This window comes from Rhodococcus sp. IEGM 1306 (assembly GCF_036541985.1).
In the GTDB taxonomy this organism is placed as follows: Bacteria; Actinomycetota; Actinomycetes; order Mycobacteriales; family Mycobacteriaceae; genus Rhodococcus_F; species Rhodococcus_F qingshengii.
In genome coordinates this window covers 1-21,226 of sequence record NZ_JAZHFF010000002.1, presented here as the reverse complement: position 1 = coordinate 21,226, position 21,226 = coordinate 1, and the positions used below count along the sequence as shown (strand labels likewise).

General features: G+C 61.8%; 22 protein-coding genes. 5 read left to right on the top strand and 17 right to left on the bottom strand.

Annotated features, from left to right (window positions below; genetic code table 11):
- Positions 1 to 26: 26 nt before the first annotated feature.
- From V3587_RS06850 to dxr, 4 genes are all read right to left on the bottom strand, one after another.
- On the bottom strand, positions 27 to 863 hold the full coding sequence (locus V3587_RS06850; RefSeq protein WP_095970716.1) for a GNAT family N-acetyltransferase: 837 nt from the start codon (positions 861 to 863) through the stop codon (positions 27 to 29).
- A 111-nt stretch (positions 864 to 974) separates the two neighbouring features.
- The gene (gene ispG / locus V3587_RS06845; RefSeq protein WP_095970762.1) at positions 975 to 2,132 is read right to left on the bottom strand and encodes a flavodoxin-dependent (E)-4-hydroxy-3-methylbut-2-enyl-diphosphate synthase; all 1,158 of its coding nucleotides are present in this window, start codon (positions 2,130 to 2,132) and stop codon (positions 975 to 977) included.
- Positions 2,133 to 2,219: 87 nt separating this feature from the next.
- On the bottom strand, positions 2,220 to 3,431 hold the full coding sequence (locus V3587_RS06840) for a M50 family metallopeptidase (protein ID WP_200315288.1): 1,212 nt from the start codon (positions 3,429 to 3,431) through the stop codon (positions 2,220 to 2,222).
- Between the two features lie 7 nt (positions 3,432 to 3,438).
- Entirely contained in the window at positions 3,439 to 4,596 is a 1,158-nt protein-coding gene (gene dxr, locus V3587_RS06835) for a 1-deoxy-D-xylulose-5-phosphate reductoisomerase (RefSeq protein ID WP_124566295.1), read from the bottom strand.
- A gap of 120 nt (positions 4,597 to 4,716) precedes the next feature.
- Here dxr and V3587_RS06830 point away from each other — a divergent pair, with 120 nt between their 5' ends.
- Positions 4,717 to 4,986 (top strand): DUF2631 domain-containing protein, encoded by a 270-nt coding sequence (locus V3587_RS06830; RefSeq protein WP_003942762.1) that lies wholly within the window; start codon positions 4,717 to 4,719, stop codon positions 4,984 to 4,986.
- Between the two features lie 78 nt (positions 4,987 to 5,064).
- On the opposite strand, the gene rlmN is transcribed toward V3587_RS06830, so the two are convergent.
- Positions 5,065 to 6,174, bottom strand: a complete 1,110-nt coding sequence (gene rlmN, locus V3587_RS06825) for a 23S rRNA (adenine(2503)-C(2))-methyltransferase RlmN (protein WP_003942816.1) — start codon at positions 6,172 to 6,174, stop codon at positions 5,065 to 5,067.
- A 102-nt stretch (positions 6,175 to 6,276) separates the two neighbouring features.
- Here rlmN and V3587_RS06820 point away from each other — a divergent pair, with 102 nt between their 5' ends.
- Together V3587_RS06820 and V3587_RS06815 are read left to right on the top strand one after the other, a co-directional pair.
- A complete protein-coding gene (locus V3587_RS06820; RefSeq protein ID WP_172436569.1) occupies positions 6,277 to 6,687 on the top strand; it encodes a LapA family protein in 411 nt (136 codons plus the stop codon).
- Positions 6,688 to 6,782: 95 nt separating this feature from the next.
- Complete coding sequence (locus V3587_RS06815; RefSeq protein ID WP_235172005.1) at positions 6,783 to 7,625, top strand: HpcH/HpaI aldolase/citrate lyase family protein; 843 nt, start codon at positions 6,783 to 6,785, stop codon at positions 7,623 to 7,625.
- 80 nt (positions 7,626 to 7,705) lie between these two features.
- Here the strand turns inward: V3587_RS06815 and V3587_RS06810 are convergent, their stop codons facing one another.
- The 6 genes from V3587_RS06810 to rpsB all read right to left on the bottom strand — a co-directional run bounded on the left by V3587_RS06810 (position 7,706) and on the right by rpsB (position 12,752).
- Positions 7,706 to 8,434: a class I SAM-dependent methyltransferase gene (locus V3587_RS06810; protein ID WP_235172004.1), complete on the bottom strand. Its 729-nt coding sequence runs from the start codon at positions 8,432 to 8,434 to the stop codon at positions 7,706 to 7,708.
- 6 nt (positions 8,435 to 8,440) lie between these two features.
- Positions 8,441 to 9,337 (bottom strand): phosphatidate cytidylyltransferase, encoded by an 897-nt coding sequence (locus tag V3587_RS06805; protein ID WP_095970724.1) that lies wholly within the window; start codon positions 9,335 to 9,337, stop codon positions 8,441 to 8,443.
- A 48-nt stretch (positions 9,338 to 9,385) separates the two neighbouring features.
- Positions 9,386 to 9,943, bottom strand: coding sequence for a ribosome recycling factor (frr, locus tag V3587_RS06800; RefSeq protein WP_003942777.1), 558 nt, complete (start codon positions 9,941 to 9,943; stop codon positions 9,386 to 9,388).
- Between the two features lie 43 nt (positions 9,944 to 9,986).
- Positions 9,987 to 10,715, bottom strand: a complete 729-nt coding sequence (gene pyrH, locus V3587_RS06795) for a UMP kinase (protein WP_019747988.1) — start codon at positions 10,713 to 10,715, stop codon at positions 9,987 to 9,989.
- A gap of 199 nt (positions 10,716 to 10,914) precedes the next feature.
- Entirely contained in the window at positions 10,915 to 11,742 is an 828-nt protein-coding gene (gene tsf, locus V3587_RS06790) for a translation elongation factor Ts (RefSeq protein ID WP_007734877.1), read from the bottom strand.
- A gap of 152 nt (positions 11,743 to 11,894) precedes the next feature.
- Positions 11,895 to 12,752, bottom strand: a complete 858-nt coding sequence (gene rpsB / locus V3587_RS06785; RefSeq protein WP_003942709.1) for a 30S ribosomal protein S2 — start codon at positions 12,750 to 12,752, stop codon at positions 11,895 to 11,897.
- Positions 12,753 to 13,065: 313 nt separating this feature from the next.
- Here rpsB and V3587_RS06780 point away from each other — a divergent pair, with 313 nt between their 5' ends.
- Complete coding sequence (locus tag V3587_RS06780; RefSeq protein WP_235172003.1) at positions 13,066 to 13,560, top strand: M23 family metallopeptidase; 495 nt, start codon at positions 13,066 to 13,068, stop codon at positions 13,558 to 13,560.
- Positions 13,561 to 13,572: 12 nt separating this feature from the next.
- Here V3587_RS06780 and V3587_RS06775 read toward each other — a convergent pair whose 3' ends face one another.
- Positions 13,573 to 14,682 (bottom strand): MinD/ParA family ATP-binding protein, encoded by a 1,110-nt coding sequence (locus V3587_RS06775; RefSeq protein WP_095970726.1) that lies wholly within the window; start codon positions 14,680 to 14,682, stop codon positions 13,573 to 13,575.
- Positions 14,683 to 14,805: 123 nt separating this feature from the next.
- The gene (locus V3587_RS06770; protein WP_095970727.1) at positions 14,806 to 15,732 is read right to left on the bottom strand and encodes a tyrosine recombinase XerC; all 927 of its coding nucleotides are present in this window, start codon (positions 15,730 to 15,732) and stop codon (positions 14,806 to 14,808) included.
- 84 nt (positions 15,733 to 15,816) lie between these two features.
- On the opposite strand from V3587_RS06770, the gene V3587_RS06765 reads away from it, so the two are divergent.
- Positions 15,817 to 16,989 carry a multidrug effflux MFS transporter gene (locus tag V3587_RS06765; protein ID WP_283376426.1) on the top strand — a complete coding sequence of 391 codons (1,173 nt, stop codon included), beginning with the start codon at positions 15,817 to 15,819 and terminating at the stop codon, positions 16,987 to 16,989.
- On the opposite strand, the gene V3587_RS06760 is transcribed toward V3587_RS06765, so the two are convergent.
- The 4 genes from V3587_RS06760 to V3587_RS06745 all read right to left on the bottom strand — a co-directional run.
- On the bottom strand, positions 16,986 to 17,756 hold the full coding sequence (locus V3587_RS06760) for a siderophore-interacting protein (protein ID WP_095970729.1): 771 nt from the start codon (positions 17,754 to 17,756) through the stop codon (positions 16,986 to 16,988). The genes V3587_RS06765 and V3587_RS06760 overlap by 4 nt on opposite strands.
- 294 nt (positions 17,757 to 18,050) lie before the next feature.
- Positions 18,051 to 18,410 (bottom strand): histone-like nucleoid-structuring protein Lsr2, encoded by a 360-nt coding sequence (locus V3587_RS06755; RefSeq protein ID WP_003942721.1) that lies wholly within the window; start codon positions 18,408 to 18,410, stop codon positions 18,051 to 18,053.
- Positions 18,411 to 18,869: 459 nt separating this feature from the next.
- Positions 18,870 to 19,997: a DNA-processing protein DprA gene (gene dprA, locus V3587_RS06750; protein ID WP_283376243.1), complete on the bottom strand. Its 1,128-nt coding sequence runs from the start codon at positions 19,995 to 19,997 to the stop codon at positions 18,870 to 18,872.
- A partial coding sequence (locus tag V3587_RS06745; RefSeq protein ID WP_317829737.1) for a YifB family Mg chelatase-like AAA ATPase occupies positions 19,994 to 21,226 on the bottom strand: 1,233 nt, incomplete at its 5' end. The genes V3587_RS06745 and dprA, both read right to left, overlap by 4 nt.

The following is a 21,226-nucleotide window of genomic DNA, read 5'->3' as shown; positions in this document are numbered from 1 at the left end:
GCGACCATTGCCTGCAACTTGGACGCTCAGTCGAGCAGCACCGTCGAAAAGGTCGCGACCTGCCGGAACCCCACGCGCGAATAGGTCGACCGCGCAATCGTATTGAAGCTGTTGACGTACAGGCTCGCAATGCGACCGGTCGCCATGATCGACTCCGCTACAGCCGCTGTACCGGTCACGCCGAAGCCTTGTCCCCGAAACTCGGGATTGACCCACACACCCTGAATCTGGCCACAGCGCGCAGACATCGAACCGACCTCGGCCTTGAACACGACCTGACCGTCATCGATATGCGCCCACGCTCGCCCGGCGGCGATCAGACTTGCGACACGATGTCGGTACCCGCGCCCACCGTCGTTGGCACGTGGATCGACGCCGACCTCTTCGATGAACATTGCGATCGCGGCAGGAAGATAGATCTCGAGTTCGTCCGAACGAACCTGCCGGACCAGCGGATCGGACGGACACGCCAACGGCTCGGATACCGCGAGCAAAGGTTGTTCGGGGCGGACCTCCCGCGCAGTTCCCCAATCGAGCTCGAGCATCTCCCATAGCGGCAACGCCAACTCGGCGCGTCCGACTACCGACGAGCACATACGCGGAATCCGGCAGGCACGGTCAGCGAATGCCCGAATGTCATCCGGCTCGCCCCGAAGCGGAACCAAATTCGCCCCGGCAAAGCACAGGGAAGACAACGGCCCGCCTCGACTCCACAGCTCGCCGTGAATCATTCGCGGATCGACGCCGCATTCTTCGACACGCGCGGCAATCATGCAGGCCGCCACCGGATCGGCGTCGAGTACCGCCCGGACGTCCTCGAGATCTCGACTTCCGACCTGCTTGGCTCCGAGGAGTTTGAGCATCCGTCAACCCCCTCGACTCGACTGCGCGTCCACGAATATCACTACCCGATCATGATGCACTCAGATTGCCACGAACCTGACACCGACGGGGAAGATTCATCCGGCAATCACTCAACTCACGGTGACGACCGGTGCACCCTCCGAAGCGTCACCCTCCATGCTTTCGGCAATTTTCATCGCCTCTTCGATCAGCGTCTCGACGATCTGAGCCTCGGGCACCGTCTTGATGACCTTGCCCTTGACGAAGATCTGGCCCTTGCCGTTGCCGGACGCCACTCCGAGGTCCGCCTCACGCGCTTCACCCGGCCCGTTCACGACGCAGCCCATGACTGCCACGCGAAGCGGAATCTCCATACCCTCGAGGCCGGCAGAGACCTCGTCGGCCAGTGTGTAGACGTCGACCTGTGCACGGCCACACGAGGGGCACGACACGATCTCGAGCTTGCGCGGACGCAGGTTCAGCGACTGCAGAATCTGGTTGCCGACCTTGATTTCCTCGGCCGGCGGGGCAGAGAGCGATACGCGGATGGTGTCGCCGATACCCTCCGCGAGCAGCGCACCGAAGGCGACCGCGGACTTGATCGTGCCCTGAAACGCAGGGCCCGCCTCGGTGACGCCGAGGTGCAGCGGGTAATCGCACTTGGCAGCGAGTTGGCGGTAAGCCTCGACCATGATCACCGGATCGTTGTGCTTGACCGAGATTTTGATGTCACCGAAGCCATGCTCTTCGAACAGCCCGGCTTCCCACAGCGCGGACTCGACCAACGCTTCGGGCGTCGCCTTGCCGTACTTCTCCATCAACCGAGGATCGAGCGATCCCGCATTGACGCCGATGCGGATCGGAATGCCCGCGTCACCGGCAGCCTTGGCTACCTCTTTGACGCGGCCGTCGAATTCCTTGATGTTGCCCGGATTGACGCGCACCGCAGCGCATCCCGCCTCGATTGCCGCGAAAATGTAGCGCGGCTGGAAGTGGATATCCGCGATAACCGGGATCTGGCTCTTCTTGGCAATGATCGACAACGCGTCCGCGTCTTCCTGACGCGGGCAGGCGACACGGACGATGTCGCAACCGGACGCGGTCAGTTCGGCGATCTGCTGGAGCGTTGCGTTGACGTCATGCGTCTTCGTGGTGCACATGGACTGCACCGAGATGGGGAAATCGCTGCCCACACCTACCGTGCCGACCTGCAGCTGCCGTGTCTTGCGTCGAGGAGCAAGAATCGCTGCGGGTGCCGAGGGCATTCCCAGTCCGATAGGGATGGTCACGTCTGTGCCTTCTTTCATAGCTTCACTGCAAGTTTAGCCGGGCGATCGCCGCACTACCGCGCGGCAACCGTCGCCCTTCTCACACGGTCAGAAGATCTTGATCGGATTGACGATGTCAGCCGTGAGTGTCAGCAACATGAACGCGCCACCGATCACGATGAATACGTAAGTAATCGGAAGGAGTCTCGTGTAGTCGACCGGGCCGCCCGGAATCAGGCCGCGGCGTGCGCGGAACCAATCGCGGATCTTCTCGTAGAAGACGACCGCGATGTGCCCGCCGTCGAGCGGCAACAGCGGCAGGATGTTGAAAACACCGAGGAAGAAGTTGATCGACGCGAGCAATCCGACGAACATCGGCCACTCGGCTCGATCAGCGGCCTCGCCGCCGATCACGCTGGCACCGACCACGCTGATCGGTGTGTCCTGAGCCCGCTCGCCGCCGGTGACCGACTCCCACAGAGCCCCCACCTTCGACGGAATGTCAGCCAGCGCCTTCACCGAGTCGACCATGATCTGTCCGGTGTAGTCGAAGGCTGCCGGCACAGCCGTGAACGCGTTGTACTCGACCAACGCCGAGCCCGGACCACCGATTCCGACAGCGGATACTTCCTGCTTCACGGGAACGCCACTGGCCGAGTTCACATATCGCTGGACTCGTTCGGGGACGACCGTGATCGACAACGCCTCTCCGTCGCGATCAACCGACAACACGATCGGGCCATCCACACCTCGAATAGCAGCTGCCACCTCGGGGAAGGTGCTCGTCGACTTTCCATCGACTGCGGTGATCCGATCCCCCGATTTCAGGCCCGCATCTCCTGCGGGGCCTCCACCCGAGCACTCTGTCAGCTCGAAGTTGCCGTCCTGGCCCAGCTGATCGGGGGCTACACACGTGACCTCTTGGACCACTGGCTGAGCGGGCTCAGTTCGACCCCAACCGAGGAGCAATGCGTAGATCAGGAGGAACCCGAGAATGAAGTTCATCGCGATACCACCGGACATGACGACGACGCGCTTCCACGCCGCCTTCTTGTACATCGCGTGCGGCTCTTCTTCGGGCGTCATCTCGTCGAGGGCCGTCATGCCGGCGATGTCGCAGAATCCACCGAGCGGCAGCGCCTTGAGTCCGTACTCGGTCTCACCTCGACGGAACGAGAAGATCTTCGGTCCGAAGCCGATGTAGTAGCGGCGAACCTTCATTCCCAAAGCCTTGGCCGTCCACATGTGGCCGGCTTCGTGCAGGGCGATGGACACGCCGATGCCGAGGGCAAACAGCACTACGCCCAGTGCAAAAACCATGAAAGCTCTAGCCCTCCTGCTTCACGAGCTGACGCGCTCGTGTGCGTGCCCAGCCGTCTGCGGCCAGAACGTCGTCCACGGTAACCGGTTCCGCGGACCATTGACCTGCATCGTCGAGAACAGCGGCCACCGTGCGGACGATTGCCGGGAAGGAAATGACACCGTCGAGGAATGCCTGGGCTGCCACTTCGTTGGCCGCGTTGTAGATCGCGGTGAAGCAACCTCCGGATTTGCCCGCGCTTCGCGCCAGATCGACGGCGGGGAACACAGACGAATCGAGCGGCTCGAATTCCCAGGTGGAGGCGGTGGTGAAGTCGCATGCCGACGCCGCGCCTTCGATACGGTCCGGCCAGCCGAGAGCGAGCGCGATCGGCAGCTTCATGTCCGGCGGGCTTGCCTGTGCCAGCGTCGATCCGTCGAAGAAGGTCACCATGGAATGCACGATCGACTGAGGATGGACGGTGACGTCGATCCGGTCGTAGTCGATCCCGAACAGCAAGTTCGTCTCGATCAACTCGAGGCCCTTGTTGACCAGAGTTGCCGAGTTGAGAGTGTTCATGGGTCCCATCGACCAGGTGGGGTGCGCTTTTGCCTGTGCCGGGTTCACACTTTCGAGATCCTCGGCACTCCAGCCGCGGAATGGCCCACCCGAAGCGGTGAGGACCAAGCGAGCCACCTCGCCGGCCGATCCGCCACGCAGGCACTGAGCCAGCGCGGAATGCTCGGAGTCGACCGGCACGATCTGACCGGGCGCGGCAGCCTTGGTCACCAGCGCTCCGCCCGCCACAAGCGATTCCTTGTTCGCCAGCGCCAGACGCGCCCCCGAGTTCAAAGCAGCCAGCGTCGGCTCGAGTCCTAACGAACCGACGAGCGCATTGAGGACAACGTCGGCACCACTGTCCCGAACCAGTTCCGTCACGGCGCTCGGTCCCGAACGGGCGGTGACCGATTCCAGCGCCGATGCCGCCGCAGGATCGGCAACGGCGACGTCGGTGACGCCTGTTGCGCGAATCTGTTCGGCCAACAACTCGACATTGTTGCCACCCGCCGCGAGTCCCACTACTTCGAAACGATCGGGGTTGGCGGCGATGACCTCCAGCGCTTGGGTACCGATCGAACCGGTACTGCCGAGGAGGAGGACGCGGGTACGTGTGGTTTCCTGCACTCGCCCATTGTTCCTGATAACACCTGAGAACAACCTTATCGACGCCCAACTACGTACGACAGGCAGTCGTATGTCACCATATTGGGCAGTAGTGCAACCGAATGAGCAGGAGGATCGACCGTGGCCGATACCCAGTTGGACGTCAAGTCCAGCGCCCCCGTCGTGGTCTCGCACGTCGATGAGGCCGAGGTTCCCTCTGCCGCATGGGGGTGGAGTGGTGAAGGACTCAAGTTTTTCCGTTTCCTCGGATGGTTCTTCGCAATATTCCTGCTTCTGATGATGATCGGAAACCATCACGGCAAGGTCGAGGATCTGTGGCTCATCGGCACCGCCGGATTGATGATCTTCATTCTGGTCCGCGACATCGTCATTCGTCGCCGCCCGCGCTAGAGACCTGACATAGAGAAGGCCTCCACGAACGAAAGTTCGTGGAGGCCTTCTCTTTACGTGTTTCAGGCCTGGAGCGTTTCAGTTCTCCGCGGCCAACTGACCACAGGCTGCGGCGATTTCCTGACCGCGCGTATCGCGCACCGTGCACGAGACTCCCTGAGCGATGACCCGACGCACGAACTCACGCTCGACGTCCTTGGGGCTCGCGTCCCACTCGCTGCCCGGAGTCGGGTTGAGCGGAATCAAGTTGACGTGCACCAAACCGCCGAGCGCCTTCTTCAGCTTCTTGCCCAGCATGTCCGCGCGCCACGGCTGATCGTTGACGTTCTTGATCATCGCGTACTCGATGGAGACACGGCGACCGGTCTTGTCCGCGTAGTACCGGGCAGCCTGAAGTACCTCCGACACTGACCAGCGATTGTTGACCGGGACAAGGGTGTCGCGCAGTTCGTCGTCCGGCGTGTGCAGCGACACCGCCAACGTGACGCTCAGGCCTTCGTCAGCGAGCTTGCGGATCGCCGGGGCAAGCCCGACGGTCGAGACGGTCACGGACCGCTGAGACAGGCCCAGTCCGTCCGGTGCAGGTGACGTGATGCGTCGTACCGCTGCCACTACGCGCTTGTAGTTCGCCAAGGGCTCACCCATGCCCATGAACACGACGTTCGACAAGCGGCCAGGACCGCCGGCAACTTCACCGTCGCGCATGGCGGCCGCTGCCTCGCGTACCTGATCCACGATCTCGGCAGTCGAGAGGTTGCGGTCGAGGCCGCCCTGACCCGTCGCGCAGAACGGGCAGGCCATTCCACAGCCTGCCTGACTCGAGATGCAGAGTGTCGCTCGATCGGGATACCGCATCAGGACGCTTTCGAGCAGCGTTCCGTCATGCGCCTTCCACAGGGTTTTGCGAGTGTCGCCCGAATCGCACGCGAGATGCTTGATCGGCGTCAACAGAGTCGGGAAGAGCGACTCCCCCACCTTCTCGCGCACCGATGCGGGGAGATCGGTCATCTTCTCCGGATCGGCTTCGAGCCGCGCGTAGTACTGACGCGCCAGCTGATCGGCCCGGAAAGCCGGTAGGCCGAGCTCTTTCACCGCTTCTTTGCGCTCGGCGGAATCGAGATCGGCGAGGTGCCGTGGAGGCATTCCGCGCTTGGGTGCAGTGAAAACGAGGGGAAGAGAGGCAGCCATAGTTACACCATTGTCCCATTGTTTTGGGGTGCTACCCCACTGCCACCCGATTGTGGCCGGATTACCCGTGCAACTTCGCGCAGGTTGCGTGATGATCATGTCATGTCAACCACACCAGAGGATCCGTCGAACTCCCCCGTGTACGGCCCCGCCGACGGTTTCGGTCCCGACCCGGAACTTCCGAAGGTGGGCGAGGACAAGGCCGTCGAAAAACACGATCCCGAACCGACGCCGGCGCCTGAACCTACGCCGACCGGAACGGCGGTCACTGACCGAACCAGAGCTGCGACAACCTGGGTTGGCCTGGTCATAGGCGCAATCGTGCTGATCTTGCTGCTGGTGTTCATCCTGCAGAATCTCGAGAGCGTCTCCGTCAAGATCCTGGCCTGGCAGATCGACTTTCCGCTCGGAATCACGATCCTGCTTTCCGCTATCGCAGGCGCGCTGATCATGGCATTGGCCGGCGGCGTTCGCATCATTCAGATCCGGCGCGCAGCGAAGCGGCAAATGTGACTGAAATCTAGTTACGCAATTGGGTCGATCGATGGGCCACCAGGCATCATTGATGTCGTGGAAATCACCGGAAAGGCCCTGATGTGACTACTCACATGGAGAGACCTGTGACCTCGCGAATTGCCCCGCAGCAGGCAAGATCCTGGCTCCTCGTCCCCGCGTCCAAACCGGACACCTTCGACGCCGCCCTCGCGAGTGCGGCCGACGCCGTCATTCTCGACCTCGAGGATGCCGTCACCGCACCCAACAAACCGGCCGCCCGCCGCGATGTCGCCGCATTTCTGGGCGAGCACAATCACGCCTGGGTTCGGATCAACGACGCCACGACACCGTTCTGGGAAGAGGATCTCGCCGCACTCGCGGGCCTCCCCGGACTCGAGGGTGTCATGCTCGCAAAGACCGAAAGCGGACAGCAGGCCGACGCCACTGCCGAGCGACTACCCGAGGGCACCAAGATTCTTGCCCTCGTCGAATCCGCTGTGGGACTCGAAGCTGCCCCCGAGATCGCACGCACCGACGGAATCTTCCGTCTGGCATTCGGCAGTGGCGATTTCCGGCGCGACACCGGGATGGACGACTCGCCCACCTCGATGTCGTACCCGCGTTCGCGGCTCACCATCGCCAGCCGCGCGGCACGCATCGCTCCGCCGATCGACGGCCCCACACTCGGCCCCGATCTGGATCTGCTCGCCCGAGACTGTGCGATCACGTTGTCACTCGGGATGGCAGGCAAGCTCTGCATGACCACCGCACAGACCGCCCCCGTCAACGCGGGCCTGAGCCCGTCCGTTGCCGACGCCATCTGGGCTCAGAACGTCATCGACGATCTCGGCGAAGACGGCTCACGCGTACGCGATGGCAGTGACCTGCCCAAGCTCGCCAAGGCGAAGAAGATCCACAAGCTCGCCACCCTGTTCCACATCCCCACCGATCACTGATTTTTTTCGAACTGAATCGGTCCAGAAAACGTCAGGCGCTCAAGTCGGAGCGCCTGACGTTCGTCTTTTCAAGCCTTGCTTCACGCAAGTTCGAGTGAGCGTGGTTTGTATCGGACGTGGATCCGGTACCCCACCGAAAAGGCCAGACCCGTCACTTGTGCGAATGCACGCTCGGCGGTCTTCTCGGTGAATTCGATACCGAGTACTCGCCGCAAATCGTCTCGATTCTCGAACTCCCAACGGGCCTCGACACGGGTGAGCGAGAATCCCTGAGCGTCGAAGAAGGCTTCGACTGCCGCGGGATCGTATTTGGGCAGATCCGCCCTCATCCACTCTCCGTACGGACCGGCGCTCACATCGAGGTCCACGATGAGCAGGGCTCCCCCAGGCCTCAAGATGCGCATGGCCTCGCGAATTCCCGGACCGCAGCCTTTGCCGAAGAAATACGCCGTTCGGGCGTGGACGAGGTCGACTGAAGCATCGACCAGACCTGTGGACTCTGCCGAGCCATGGACTATGTCGATCGACGCCGAATCGCGGGTTCGTTCCCGCGCGGCCTTCACCAGCGGTGCGTGCGGCTCCACTCCGACGACACGACGCGCGGTACTAGCGAACTCCGGTAGATGAAACCCTGCCCCACAGCCGACGTCGACGACGTCACGTCCGGACCAGTCGATCTGGGCTCGCATCGCGGCCCAGATGGACCCGTCGACGTCCTGCGCGCGGTTCTCGACCTCGTAGACGTCCGGCCAATGCCAGATGTTCGGACTGGGGATCGGCTTGGACCGGCCGGAGAAGAAATCACGCACGAGAAATCAGACGAGTGCGTACAGAATCAGCCAAGTCACAAATGCCGACGGCAGGAGTGAATCCAGGCGATCCATGATTCCGCCGTGTCCGGGAAGCAGGGTTCCCATGTCCTTGATGCCGAGTTCACGCTTGATCTGCGATTCGATCAGGTCGCCGACCGTCGCGACTACCACCAGGACGACACCGAGCAGGACGCCGATCATCGAGTTCGCGTCGAGGATCAACGTCACCGACAACAAGCTGCCGATGACACAGAAAATGAGGGACCCGACGAATCCTTCCCATGACTTCTTCGGGCTGACCGCCGGAACCATCGGATGCTTTCCGAACAGGACGCCGGCCGCGTAACCACCGATGTCGGAGCACACGACACCGATCATCAGGACGAAGACGCGACCCGGGCCGTCGTCTTCGAGCACCATCAACGCACCGAAGGACGCCAACAGCGGGATCCATGCCAGAACGAACACCGTGATGGAGGTGTCTCTCAGGAAGTTCTTCGGGGTTGCCTTGAGCCCGTGGTCGAACAACCGCCACACCATGCACACCAGGACGGTCGCGGTGAATCCGCTGAGCACCCCGACAGGTCCCCACGGCCAGCCGAGCCAGATCGTGGCTTGTCCGCCGACGAGCAGCGGAATTCGCGGCACCTCGATGTCGGCTTCTCGGAGTCGCGTGGTGACCTCCCACGTCGCGATGAACATCGCAACCGCGACGACGGCGATCCACCCCGGGGGCAGGAAGATCAAAGTGCCGATGACCAGGGCGCCGAGACCGGCTCCGACGCCGATGGCGGCAGGTAGGTTCCTGCCCGCCTTCGACTTCGGCGGTTGCGCGCCCTCAGCGCCGCCCGTAGGCCCGTCCGTGACGGGACCACCGGCGGTTCCCTCTTGTGCGTGCACCCAAACTCCCTGATCTACTCCCGACGACAAACACTGCAAACGAGGAGGCTATACCTCCATCAACTCTGCTTCCTTGTGCTTGACGAGTTCCTCGACCGTGTGCACGTACTTCGCCGTGGTCTTGTCGAGTTCTTTCTCTGCGCGACCGACCTCGTCCTCGCCGGCTTCACCGTCCTTCTGGATCCGGCCGAGCTCGTCCATCGCCTTACGGCGGATGTTACGCAGCGTGACCTTCGAATCCTCGCCCTTGGACTTGGCCTGCTTCACCAGTTCACGACGACGCTCTTCAGTGAGCTGCGGAACCGAGATGCGGATGATGCTGCCGTCGTTGGACGGATTCACACCGAGATCCGAGTTGCGGATCGCCGTCTCGATCGCGTTGAGCTGCGAAGCCTCGTACGGCTTGACGATGACCATGCGGGCCTCGGGAACATTGATGCTCGCGAGCTGCGTGATCGGCGTGATCGAACCGTAGTAGTCGATCACGATGCGCGAGAACATACCGGGGTTCGCGCGTCCGGTGCGAACCGAGCCGAGATCGTCCTTGGCTACCGTGACAGCCTTTTCCATCTTCTCTTCTGCCTCGAAGAGCGCTTCATCGATCACGGCTGTTCCTCCATGTTGTTCTGCATCATTTTTTGGGTGTCACTCACGACTTGATCAGGGTGCCGATCTTCTCACCGGACACCGCGCGAGCGATGTTTCCTTCGGTGAGGAGGTTGAACACCATCATCGGCATCGAGTTGTCCATGCACAGGCTGAATGCCGTCGCGTCCGCGACCTTGAGCTCACGCTCGATGACCTCGCGGTGCGTGATCTGTTCGTACATCGTCGCGTCCGGGTCGATACGCGGGTCGGCCGAGTAGACGCCGTCGACTGCCTTGGCCATCAGCACCACCTCGGCACCGATCTCCAGTGCGCGCTGCGCAGCAGTGGTGTCAGTCGAGAAGTAGGGCATACCCATCCCGGCACCGAAGATGACTACGCGACCCTTCTCGAGGTGCCTACGTGCGCGAAGGGGAAGGTACGGCTCGGCGACCTGTCCCATGGTGATGGCCGTCTGCACTCGGGAATCGACGCCGGCCTTCTCCAGGAAATCCTGCAGAGCGAGGCAGTTCATGACGGTGCCGAGCATGCCCATGTAGTCGGAGCGGGCGCGATCGAGGCCACGCTGCTGCAGTTCCGCTCCGCGGAAGAAGTTTCCGCCGCCGATGACCACTGCAACCTGCACGCCTGATCGAACGACCTCTGCGATCTGCTCAGCCACCTTGGTGACCACGTCGGGATCGAGACCGACTTTGCCGCCCCCGAACATTTCGCCGCCGAGTTTGAGCAGGACCCGCTTGAATCCTGGACGTTCGTTGGCTGGTTCGGACATTGTTCTCCTCAGTTCGATACAAGACCTTGTAGGTCCTTCATTCTTCTTCTGCCGCGAATCGGACACCGCGACATAGGAAAGCCCCCGGGACTCGTCCCGAGGCACTCTCATCCTGCCTCATCGGCGGCCCCAGGTACACGTAGACCCCGCCGGTAGAGCAAATGCTCTTCAGGCGGGGTCCATGTGTGCGGGCTCCGAATTAAGCGGAGGCGCCGACCTCGAAACGCACGAAGCGCTTGATGGTCACGCCTGCCTCGTCGAGGATCGCCTTGACGGTCTTCTTGGAGTCCGTGACCGAAGACTGCTCGGTCAGAACGACGTCCTTGAAGTAACCGTTGACGCGGCCTTCGATGATCTTCGGCAGCGCCTGCTCGGGCTTGCCTTCTGCGCGGGCGGTCTCTTCGGCGATGTGACGCTCGGAAGCGACGATCTCCTCGGGAACCTCGTCACGCGTGACGTACTTCGCCTTGAGCGCTGCGACCTGCATTGCAGCGCCGCGAGCAGCCTCAGCAGCAGCATCGCCTTCACCGGTGTACTCGACGAGAACGCCGACAGCGGGCGGCAAGTCGGAGCTGCGCTTGTGCAGGTACACGGCAACGGGGCCGTCGAAGGAAGCGACGCGGCTCAGTTCGAGCTTCTCACCGATCTTCGCGGACTGCTCCGCAATGACGGTGTCGATGGTCTTGCCGTCGAGCTCGAGTGCCTTGAGAGCGTCGAGGTCAGCAGGCTTACCAGCAGCAGCGACGGTCACGATCTCGTCGGCCAGCTTGATGAACTCGTCGTTCTTGGCGACGAAGTCGGTCTCGCAGTTGATCTCGATCATGACGCCGTCCTTGGCGACGACGAGACCCTCAGCGGTGGTGCGCTCTGCGCGCTTTCCGACATCCTTCGCGCCCTTGATGCGCAGCTGCTCGACGGCCTTGTCGAAATCGCCGTCTGCATCTGCGAGTGCGTTCTTACATGCCATCATTCCGGAGCCGGTGAGCTCACGGAGCCGCTTGACGTCAGCGGCGGTGTAGTTCGCCATGATTAGCGAGCCTCCTCATGTGTCTGTTTCGGACCTAGGACTAACGGTGAAGCACGGCCTAACGGTGAAGCACGGCCTGACGGTGGTGCTCGGGCCTAACGGTGAAACGGCCCTGACCAAATGAACTCTTGGTCAGGGCCGGTTTCAACGAATCAGGCCTCGGTGGCCGGTGCCTCTGCGGCGGGGGCTGCTTCAGCCTCTGCAGCCGGAGCTGCCTCAGCCTCTGCGGCGGGAGCTGCCTGCGAGAGCAGTTCCTGCTCCCACTCGGCGAGGGGCTCGCCTGCGCCGGCTTCGGGCTTCGCGTCCTTGTCGGCGCTCAGTCCTGCACGTGCCTGCACGCCCTCGGCAACCGCGGAAGCGACAACCTTGGTCAGCAGTGCTGCGGAACGGATGGCGTCGTCGTTGCCCGGGATCGGGTAGTCGACGAGGTCGGGATCGCAGTTGGTGTCCAGGATCGCGATGACCGGGATGTTCAGCTTGCGAGCCTCGGCAACTGCCAGGTGCTCCTTGTTGGTGTCGACGATCCACACCGCGGAAGGAACCTTGGCCATGTCGCGGATACCACCGAGGGTGCGATCCAGCTTGGTCATCTCACGCGTGAGCATGAGGATTTCCTTCTTGGTGCGACCTTCGAATCCACCGGTCTGCTCCATTGCCTCGAGCTCCTTGAGGCGAAGCAGACGCTTGTGAACGGTGGTGAAGTTGGTGAGCATGCCGCCGAGCCAACGCTGGTTGACGTAGGGCATTCCGACGCGAGTCGCTTCGGAAGCGATGGACTCCTGCGCCTGCTTCTTGGTGCCGACGAAGAGAACGGTGCCGCCGTGGGCAACGGTCTCCTTGACGAACTCGTACGCCTTGTCGATGTACGTCAGCGTCTGCTGGAGGTCGATGATGTAGATGCCGTTGCGGTCGGTCAAGATGAATCGCTTCATCTTCGGGTTCCAGCGACGGGTCTGATGTCCGAAGTGGGTTCCACTATCGAGCATCTGCTTCATGGTTACGACAGCCATGGCTGTGTACCTCAAACTTTCAATCCGGTTGATGCAGGCGATCGGGTGATCCCTGCCCTGGCACCCGCACGGCCGTCGGACCTGTTTCGTGAGAATCAGGACCAGCCGAGGCCGGAAAACGTGCGCGGGCGCGCGAAGTCGGACTGTGCGAGCACAGACCGCTCGACAAGTGTACGTCCTCGTCCCCCGATGCCATAACCACCCCGGAAGCAACAGACCGAACCGGCGGTTGTGGATCGGCGGTTCGCTTGTGGATTACCCGCCTGATCTGCGTTGAAGCGCGAACGACTCCACGGAAGATCAAGGAATGACGATGTTGAGCGGAGCCCGACGCGGCGTGGTCGTTGCCGTGATCTCCTGCTGTGCCGCCGTCGGCACGGCGTCGGCAGACGCGCGTTTCGACTGGCCGCTCGCTCCCCGGCCGCACGTGGAACGCGTATTCGACAAACCGGCCGAGAACTGGCTGCCGGGTCATCGCGGCGTCGATCTCGGCGGCAGTGCCGGCCAACCCGTCCTCGCTGCCGGCGAGGGCATCGTGGCGTTCGCCGGAGTCGTCGCGGGCAAGCCGACGGTCTCGATAGATCATTCCGGCGGCCTACGCACGACCTACGAACCCGTGGTGACCGACGTTCACGCCGGTGAACGTGTCGCGGCCGGGGCCGTGATCGGCACCCTGGAATCCGGCCACGAAGGGTGCGTCGTCGCTGCATGTTTGCATTGGGGCGTGCGACGAGGGCGCGAGTATCTCGATCCCCTCGGTCTTGTTCGGACGCAACCGCTCAGGCTCAAGCCACTGAGAGATGGTTGATCAGTCGCAGAATCAGTGCCATTCGGAAACGGCGTGCCGACCCACAGCGTCCGCGAAGTCGTCGGCCACCATCGCTGCCAATTCCATGAATGCTCGCCTGGTGGCCGGTCGCATCAACTCGAGGTCCATCACCGACCCCTCCGCGAGATGCTCGTCGAATGGAATGACCTCGACGGCGCGGCATCGACGCATGAAATAGTCCACCAACGCGTCCATGTCGATCACGCTCGACCCTGGACGGGCGGCACTGATGACGACGACGGTCCGTTCGACCAGGTGACCGTAACCATGCAACTGAAGCCAATCGAGCGTCGCCGCCGCACTTCGGGCCCCGTCGATTGCCGGCGAACTGACGAGCACCAACGAATTGGCAAGATCGAGAACGCCGTTCATCGCCGAGTGCATGATCCCGGTACCGCAATCGGTGAGAATGATGTTGTAGTAGACCTGCAAGATGTCGATGACCTGGCGATAGTCCGCCTCGCTGAATGCTTCCGAAATCGCCGGATCCTGCTCACTCGCCAGGACCTCGAGACGACTCGGCGACTGTGATGTGTGCACTCGCACGTCCGAATAACTCTTGATGTCCGGCCGCGCGGCAATCAGATCGCGCACTGTCGAATTGGTCTGCAGCGGAACACGTTGCGCCAAAGTTCCGAAATCGGGATTGGCGTCGACCGCCACGACACAGTCGCCGCGGAGCGACGCAAACGTTGCACCGAGCCCCACCGTGACCGTTGTCTTGCCCACGCCCCCCTTGAGCGAGAGCAAAGCAATTCGGTAGTCGTTGCGTATCGGCTGTTCGATGCGGGCGGCCAGGGCGCGGTTGCGCTGTTCGTTGGTCGATTCCCCCAGATTGACCACACCACCGGTCGCACGATGCAATCCTCGCCGCCAGCCACCCCGGGGTGTCCGTTTGGGGCGTTTCAGTAAAGCCTCGGCAACCAGATCCTGGTTTGTCACCTGCTGCTGGCTGGACGGCGGCGGTGGCGCTGTCCAGGCCTCTTGCGGTCGCACCGCAGGCTCCGGTGTCGGCACCGGCGGTGGAGCCGGTTGCGGCGCTTCGGACAGCCAGGCCGGTTGGCCACTGTTCGGCGGGTGCTTCACATCTTGGCGGTTCACGAATCCCCCGGATATCGCATGTAATCGAGTGTCTTGACACGACGATCGAACTTTGCCGATTGTTCACTCTTCCGACCTGCGACGCTACCAAATACCGGCCGAGAACTCGCGTCGCTTGACGATCTAGGCGCGTGGATGGGCCTGATCATGGACGGATCGGAGCCGTTCGACCGACACATGCGTGTACAGCTGAGTCGTCGCCAGACTCGCATGCCCGAGGAGTTCTTGGACCACACGAAGATCAGCACCGCCCTCCAGCAAATGTGTCGCAGCCGAGTGCCGAAGCCCGTGCGGACCCATGTCGGGAGCTCCTGGAATTGCAGCCATCGTTTCGTGGACCACCGAACGCGCCTGACGCTGATCGAGCCTGCCGCCTCGAACTCCGAGGAGCAATGCTCGCCCGGACCGATCCGAACTCAGTGCGGGTCGCCCGTGCTCCAGCCACCCGTTCAGTGCCGATTCTGCGGGCAGTCCGTAGGGCACCGATCGCTCCTTGTTGCCTTTGCCGAGAACACGAAGCAATCGTCGATCGGCGTCGACCGACTCTACGTCCAGTCCACACAACTCACCGACACGAATTCCGGTGGAGTACAACAATTCCACGATGAGCCTATCCCGCAGGGCGAGCGGCTCTTGTTGCTGCGCACCGCTTTCCGCCGCATCCATGGCGTCGAGGGCTTGACTCTGACGCAGCACCGTCGGCAGTGTACGACGAGCAGGTGGAGCCGCCAGACGTGTACCCGGATCGACGGGAATGCGTCCGGTTTGCGCGAGCCACGCTGTGAAACCGCGCGCCGACGACGCCCGACGAGCGACCGTCGTGCGGGCCGTTCCGACGGCATTCTGGGCGGCCAACCACGAGCGCATGACCCCTAGGTCGAGGCCGTCGAGATCTACCTTCTCCGAACCCGCGGCGAAATGGGTCAGCAATGCCCGTGCGTCGCCGACGTAGGCGCGGATCGTGTGTTCCGACCGACCCCGACTCAGTCGGAGGTGCTCGGCATAGGCATCGAGGTGATCACTCAAGCTCGCCGGCAATGCGTCAGTCATGAACACACGCTCGCCCGCCGCGATTGAAACTGCAAGCTGCCTCGCCGATAGGGTTGATCGGTGAATCGAGCTATTCCTCTGAAGATGTTGTGTGTACTGGCACTGATTTCCGCAATCGCTCCACTGTCCATCGACATGTACCTGCCTGGCCTACCCTTGATGGCGGATGCACTCGACACTACTGCGGCCAGCGTTCAGCTGACACTGACCACCTTCATGGCGGGCCTCGGAATCGGGCAGCTGATCATCGGGCCGATCTCCGACGGACTGGGCAGGCGACGAATACTGCTGGCCGCGACGATCATCACGGCACTGAGTGGCGCGGCATGCGCAGTGGCACCGAACATCGAGTTTCTCATCGGTGCGCGACTCGTCCAGGGATTGAGTGGAGGCGCTGCCATAGTCCTTGCCCGCGCTTGTATTGCCGATCGAGCACGTGGCGACGACGCGGCGAAGCTTTTCAGCATCATGATGATCATCGGCGGTATCGCTCCCGTGGTCGCCCCACTGATCGGCGGTGCACTTCTCGGCCCCGTCGGATGGCGCGGAATCTTCTGGGTGCTGGCCGTCGCAGGTGTGGTGATGGTGGCTGGCGTCGTGTTGCTTGTTCCCGAGACACTTCCACCCGAGCGACGCCACGGCGGTGGATTGAAGGCACTGATCTCGAATCTGCGATATGTCGTCCGAAATCGGCACTACCTCGGTTATGCACTCGCATTCGTCTTCGGATTCGGCGCCCTGTTCGCGTATATCTCCGCATCACCGTTCGTCGTTCAGAACGTCCTGGGGCTCACTCCGTCACAGTTCTCGATAGTGTTCGCAGTGAACGCCACCGGAATGGTCACGGCAGCGATGATCACCACTCGCCTTCTCGGCCGAGTCGGTGCTCGCACATTACTGCGATTCGGGGTGTGCCTACTCCTCGCCGACGGTGCCGTATTGTTCTGCACCAGTGTGGTTTTCAGCTCCACGAATCCCTGGTTGATCTTGGGCCCGCTGTTCGTCGCCATTTCGAGCATCGGGTTCATCATGGGCAATGCGACCGCTCTCGCCCAAGGAGAGGTCACCAACGCGGCCGGAACCGGCTCAGCACTGATGGGAGCGGGCCAGTTCGGCTTGGCCGCGCTGGTTTCGCCGTTGGTGGGAATTGCGGGAGAAGACACGGCAGTTCCGATGGCAATCGCAATTCCCACCTTCGGAGTTCTCGCGGCCGTTGCGCTCGTGTTGCTGACTCGCGGCAAGGCCGCAGCAGCTTAGCTTTCGGCCGCGGCGAATTCGGACTTCCACACTCGGAAGCCTTCTTCGGTGCGACCACGACGCCAGTATCCGGAGATAGAAGCGGCCGACGCCGGGACATTTCGTTCCTTGCGAATGTATGGCCGAAGGTTATGCATGACGGCTTGCGCCTCGCCGTGAATGAATACGTGAGGTTCACCTGGCAGCCACTCGAGCGCCTTGACCGCGGCAACAACTGGCGCGTTGTCACCTGCCGACTCTTCACCCACCGCGTCGGACGACGCTCCGCGATGTAGCCAGGTCACGGCAATACCCTCTGGAGCATCGAGTGCAATCTCGTCTTCCGGTCCACCGACTTCGACGACGGCGTAGCCGACCGCATCCGGCGCCAATCTTGCTATCGACGCAGAAATGGCAGGTATTGCGGTCTCGTCACCGACGAACAGATACCAATCAGCGGACGGTGACGGTGAAAACGCGCCGCCCGGTCCACGCAGGGTAATCTCAGTGCCCGGCTGAACTGAAGCCGCCCAAGGACCTGCAACTCCGACGTCACCATGGACGACGAAATCGATCGCTATCTCTTTGGTAGCAAGATCGTAGGAACGGATCGTGTAGGTACGCAGGACGGGCTGATCAGGAGTGCCGAATTCGATCTTTACATAGGAATCGCTGTATTCGCTGGGAGTGAACGACTCGAAGCCTGGTCCCCCGAGAAACACTCGTACCATATGGGGGGTCAATTGTTCGGTCCGCAGAACCGTCAATGCAGTTGTCGGCTTGGCCACAGAAAGATCCTTCCGAAAGTTAGTGTTACCTAACTAATGTACACGACAATTGCAGCACGAGGGCGAAATACCTCGCCGACGACTCCACGCAGCGCTCTGTCGGCCCTTGTACGCAACGAAAGAAACCGACCAATCTGCTGGGTAAATACGGTGCCGTATACGCAAATTCTCTGATCAGCTTCACATAGACGACCTGTCGGACAAAGCTGTCCGAGAACTCGGCAAAGCAACAGTAAAATACACCTCTGGCTCCCGGCGAAGTTCGCCGGGAGCCAGAGGTGTATTTAATTCAATCTAGTGTGCAGCGTCGAAAGCGTCGATGATTTCCGCTTTGATACGTCCACGCGGAGCAACTTCGTAACCGTTCTTACCCGCCCAGTCACGGATGGCCTGGAGCGTCTCCTTGGAGCGGCCTGAACCCGATGTGGCCTGCGGAGATGCAGCCTGAGCCTTCTTACCGCGCTTCCCGCTCACCTTCGCAGCCGCCTCGACGAACGGCTTCACCGCAGCGTCGAACTTCTCCGCATTGGTGGCGCGCAGATCGATCACGTAATCCGTTCCCTGGTAAGAGAACTCAATTCGATCACCGAATCCATCGTCAATCGGCTTACCGTCAAGGTCGTCGATGAGTTGCCGAATCAGCTTCTCAGCCATTGCACTCCTCTTTCAATGATCGATTCAATTCTCCTTCACAATACACAGATAGAGCGTTGATGAACAAAAGAAGTTCGTAAGTCTCCGTGATTTCCGAACAGACTCAATGGTCCGAATTAGCAGCAGGTTAGCGGCATTGCCTCGAACGAACATGGTCCCGAAATTTTGTACATTCACACTTCGGGTGCCGGGTTTCGATCAATACCCGCTGTCATCGTGATCCAGACTAATCGGACTTCTATGCACATAGACCTGAGGCTTTCCTGAGACTTGTCGAACCTGCAGGTCGGCTCGGCAAAGCGGGGTCGAGAATTACATTGCACACAGTCGAGCAAATTCACGAAAAATAGCCCTGACGTGCAATTACCGATGCACCGACGGTATTGAAGATTCGCTGCCTTCGGAAACGATTAGTGAGCATCGCCACGCATGGTCGGACAGCGCAGAGAGGTTCACGAACTACCGCGTCCGAAACCAACCACTCGAATCAGAACTTGCAAATCCCTCGAGTTCGAGCAGAGGAAGAGTTGCACGAACCTGAGCGATGAGCAAGCCCGATTCCTCGGACAGCTCACGCGTACTACGTGAACCTGTTCCCGGCAATGCTTCGTATACCAATCGAGAATTGCCCCGCAATGCGTCGATGTCACGCGTCGCCGCAGCATCCTCCGCGGAATCCCCGACACCAAATGGACCTGACGCTTCGACTACATCCACGGCATTGGAAACGAGTTGCGCTTCACCTTCGCGAATCATCCGGTGACATCCGGTCGACGATGCCGAAGTAACCGGTCCCGGCACCGCCATTACCGGGCGGCCCAATTTCCGAGCCCAATTGGCGGTATTGCGAGCCCCACTGCGCCAACCCGCCTCGACAACCACTACTCCGTCCGACAACGCAGCTACCAGTCGATTCCTCGCCAGAAACCGGAACTTTGCAGGTGTTGTGCCCGGTGGATATTCACTTATCACCGCACCCGAATTCGCTATCTGTTTGAGTAGTCGCGCATGCCCGGACGGATACGCTCGATCGACCCCACAGGCCAAGACGGCCAGTGTGTTTCCACCTACGCCCAATGCAGCGCGGTGCGCGGCCCCGTCGATACCGAAGGCCGCCCCGGAAATCACGGTCCATCCGTCGACGGCGAGGTCACCGGCAATCTCTGCCGTCACATGTTCGCCGTATGCAGTCGATGCCCGCGTGCCGACAATCCCAACCGATCTCTCGGTGAGATCGACCAAATCCCCAGACCCCAACATCCACAACACAAATGGCGCCGTCTCGCCCCCGGAGGCATCGAGTCCGTCGAAGGAAAGCATCCGCCACGCAGGCCAATCGGTGCAGTTCGGAGTTACGAGCCTGCCACCCATTGCCTCCATCAGGTCGAGATCTCGCTGGGCGGTGTCGATGTGAGCGCGGGCTCGCGTCTTCTCCTCGATCGAGGGCGGCAGATCGCCCTTGCGAACCGCCCTCGCAGTTTCTTCGACCCCGAGCTCGTCGATCAACATGGACATATACGCGCTGGGCCCCTGCACGACGCGGGACAGATATGCCCAAGCGAGTAGTCGTGGATCGTGTGCAGTCATTGGAATCCCCTGTCTCGGAAGTCGAGTGCGGTGACAACTTGGTCGGGCCCTGGCATCGCCTCACCTGCCAGATCGGCGACACTCCAGGCAACCCGCAACGCTCGGTCAGCCCCACGAGCGGTTATCACCCCTTTACGCAGCGCCCGTTCCACCGGCGCCAACGCCGCACGCGAGAGTCTGAACTTCTGCCTCAACGCCGGCCCTGGCACTTCCGCGTTGGTCCGCCACCCGTACTCGCTCCACCGCTGGGCTGCAGTGTCTCGAGCTGCCGCCACGCGCGCACGAACATCGCCGGTGCTTTCCCCCACTTCGTCGATCAGCGCTCCGGTCGCAACGGCTTGCATCCGGACCCTGATGTCGACTCGGTCCAAGAGCGGGCCGGACAATTTCCCCAGGTACCGGCGACGCGCCGCGGGTGCACAGACACAATCCGCGTCTCTCGGCGGCGCGCACGGGCAGGGATTGGCGGCCAGGATCAGCTGGAACCGCGCCGGGTACCGCGCAACTCCGTCCCGCCGGGCGATTCGCACCTCCCCGTCTTCGAGCGGCGTACGTAGCGCTTCGAGCACTTTCACCCCGATCTCGGCACATTCGTCGAGGAACAGCACGCCGCGATGGGCCCGGCTGACCGCACCAGGACGAGCCATCCCACTACCACCACCCACCAGTGAGCTGACCGACGAACTGTGATGCGGCGCAATGAAAGGCGGCATGTCGATCAACGGCCGATCCTCCGGCAACACCCCCGCCACCGAATGAATCGCCGTCACCTCCAACGACTCCCCCTCCGTCAACGGCGGAAGAATCCCCGGAAGCCGCTGCGCCAACATCGTTTTCCCGATCCCCGGCGGACCCGTCAACATCAGATGATGCGCACCCGCCGCCGCAACCTCGATCGCCCACCGCGCATCCGTCTGCCCGACAACCTCACTCAAATCCCGCACCACCACCGAATCCGCACGCTCGAAAACATCAGGAACAGCCAACGCCAACTCACCACGCAACCACCCGATCACCGCAGACAAATCGTCGGCACCCAGCACCTCGATCCCCTTCACCAGGCCCGCCTCAGCCAACGCCCGAGCTGGAACCACCACAGTCCCCCACCCCGCACGCTTCGCCGCAAGCACCGCAGGCAACACACCACGCACCGTCCGCAAACGACCGTCGAGCGCCAACTCCCCCAAAAACACAGTCTCCCGCAACAACTTCCGCGGCAACTTCTTCGC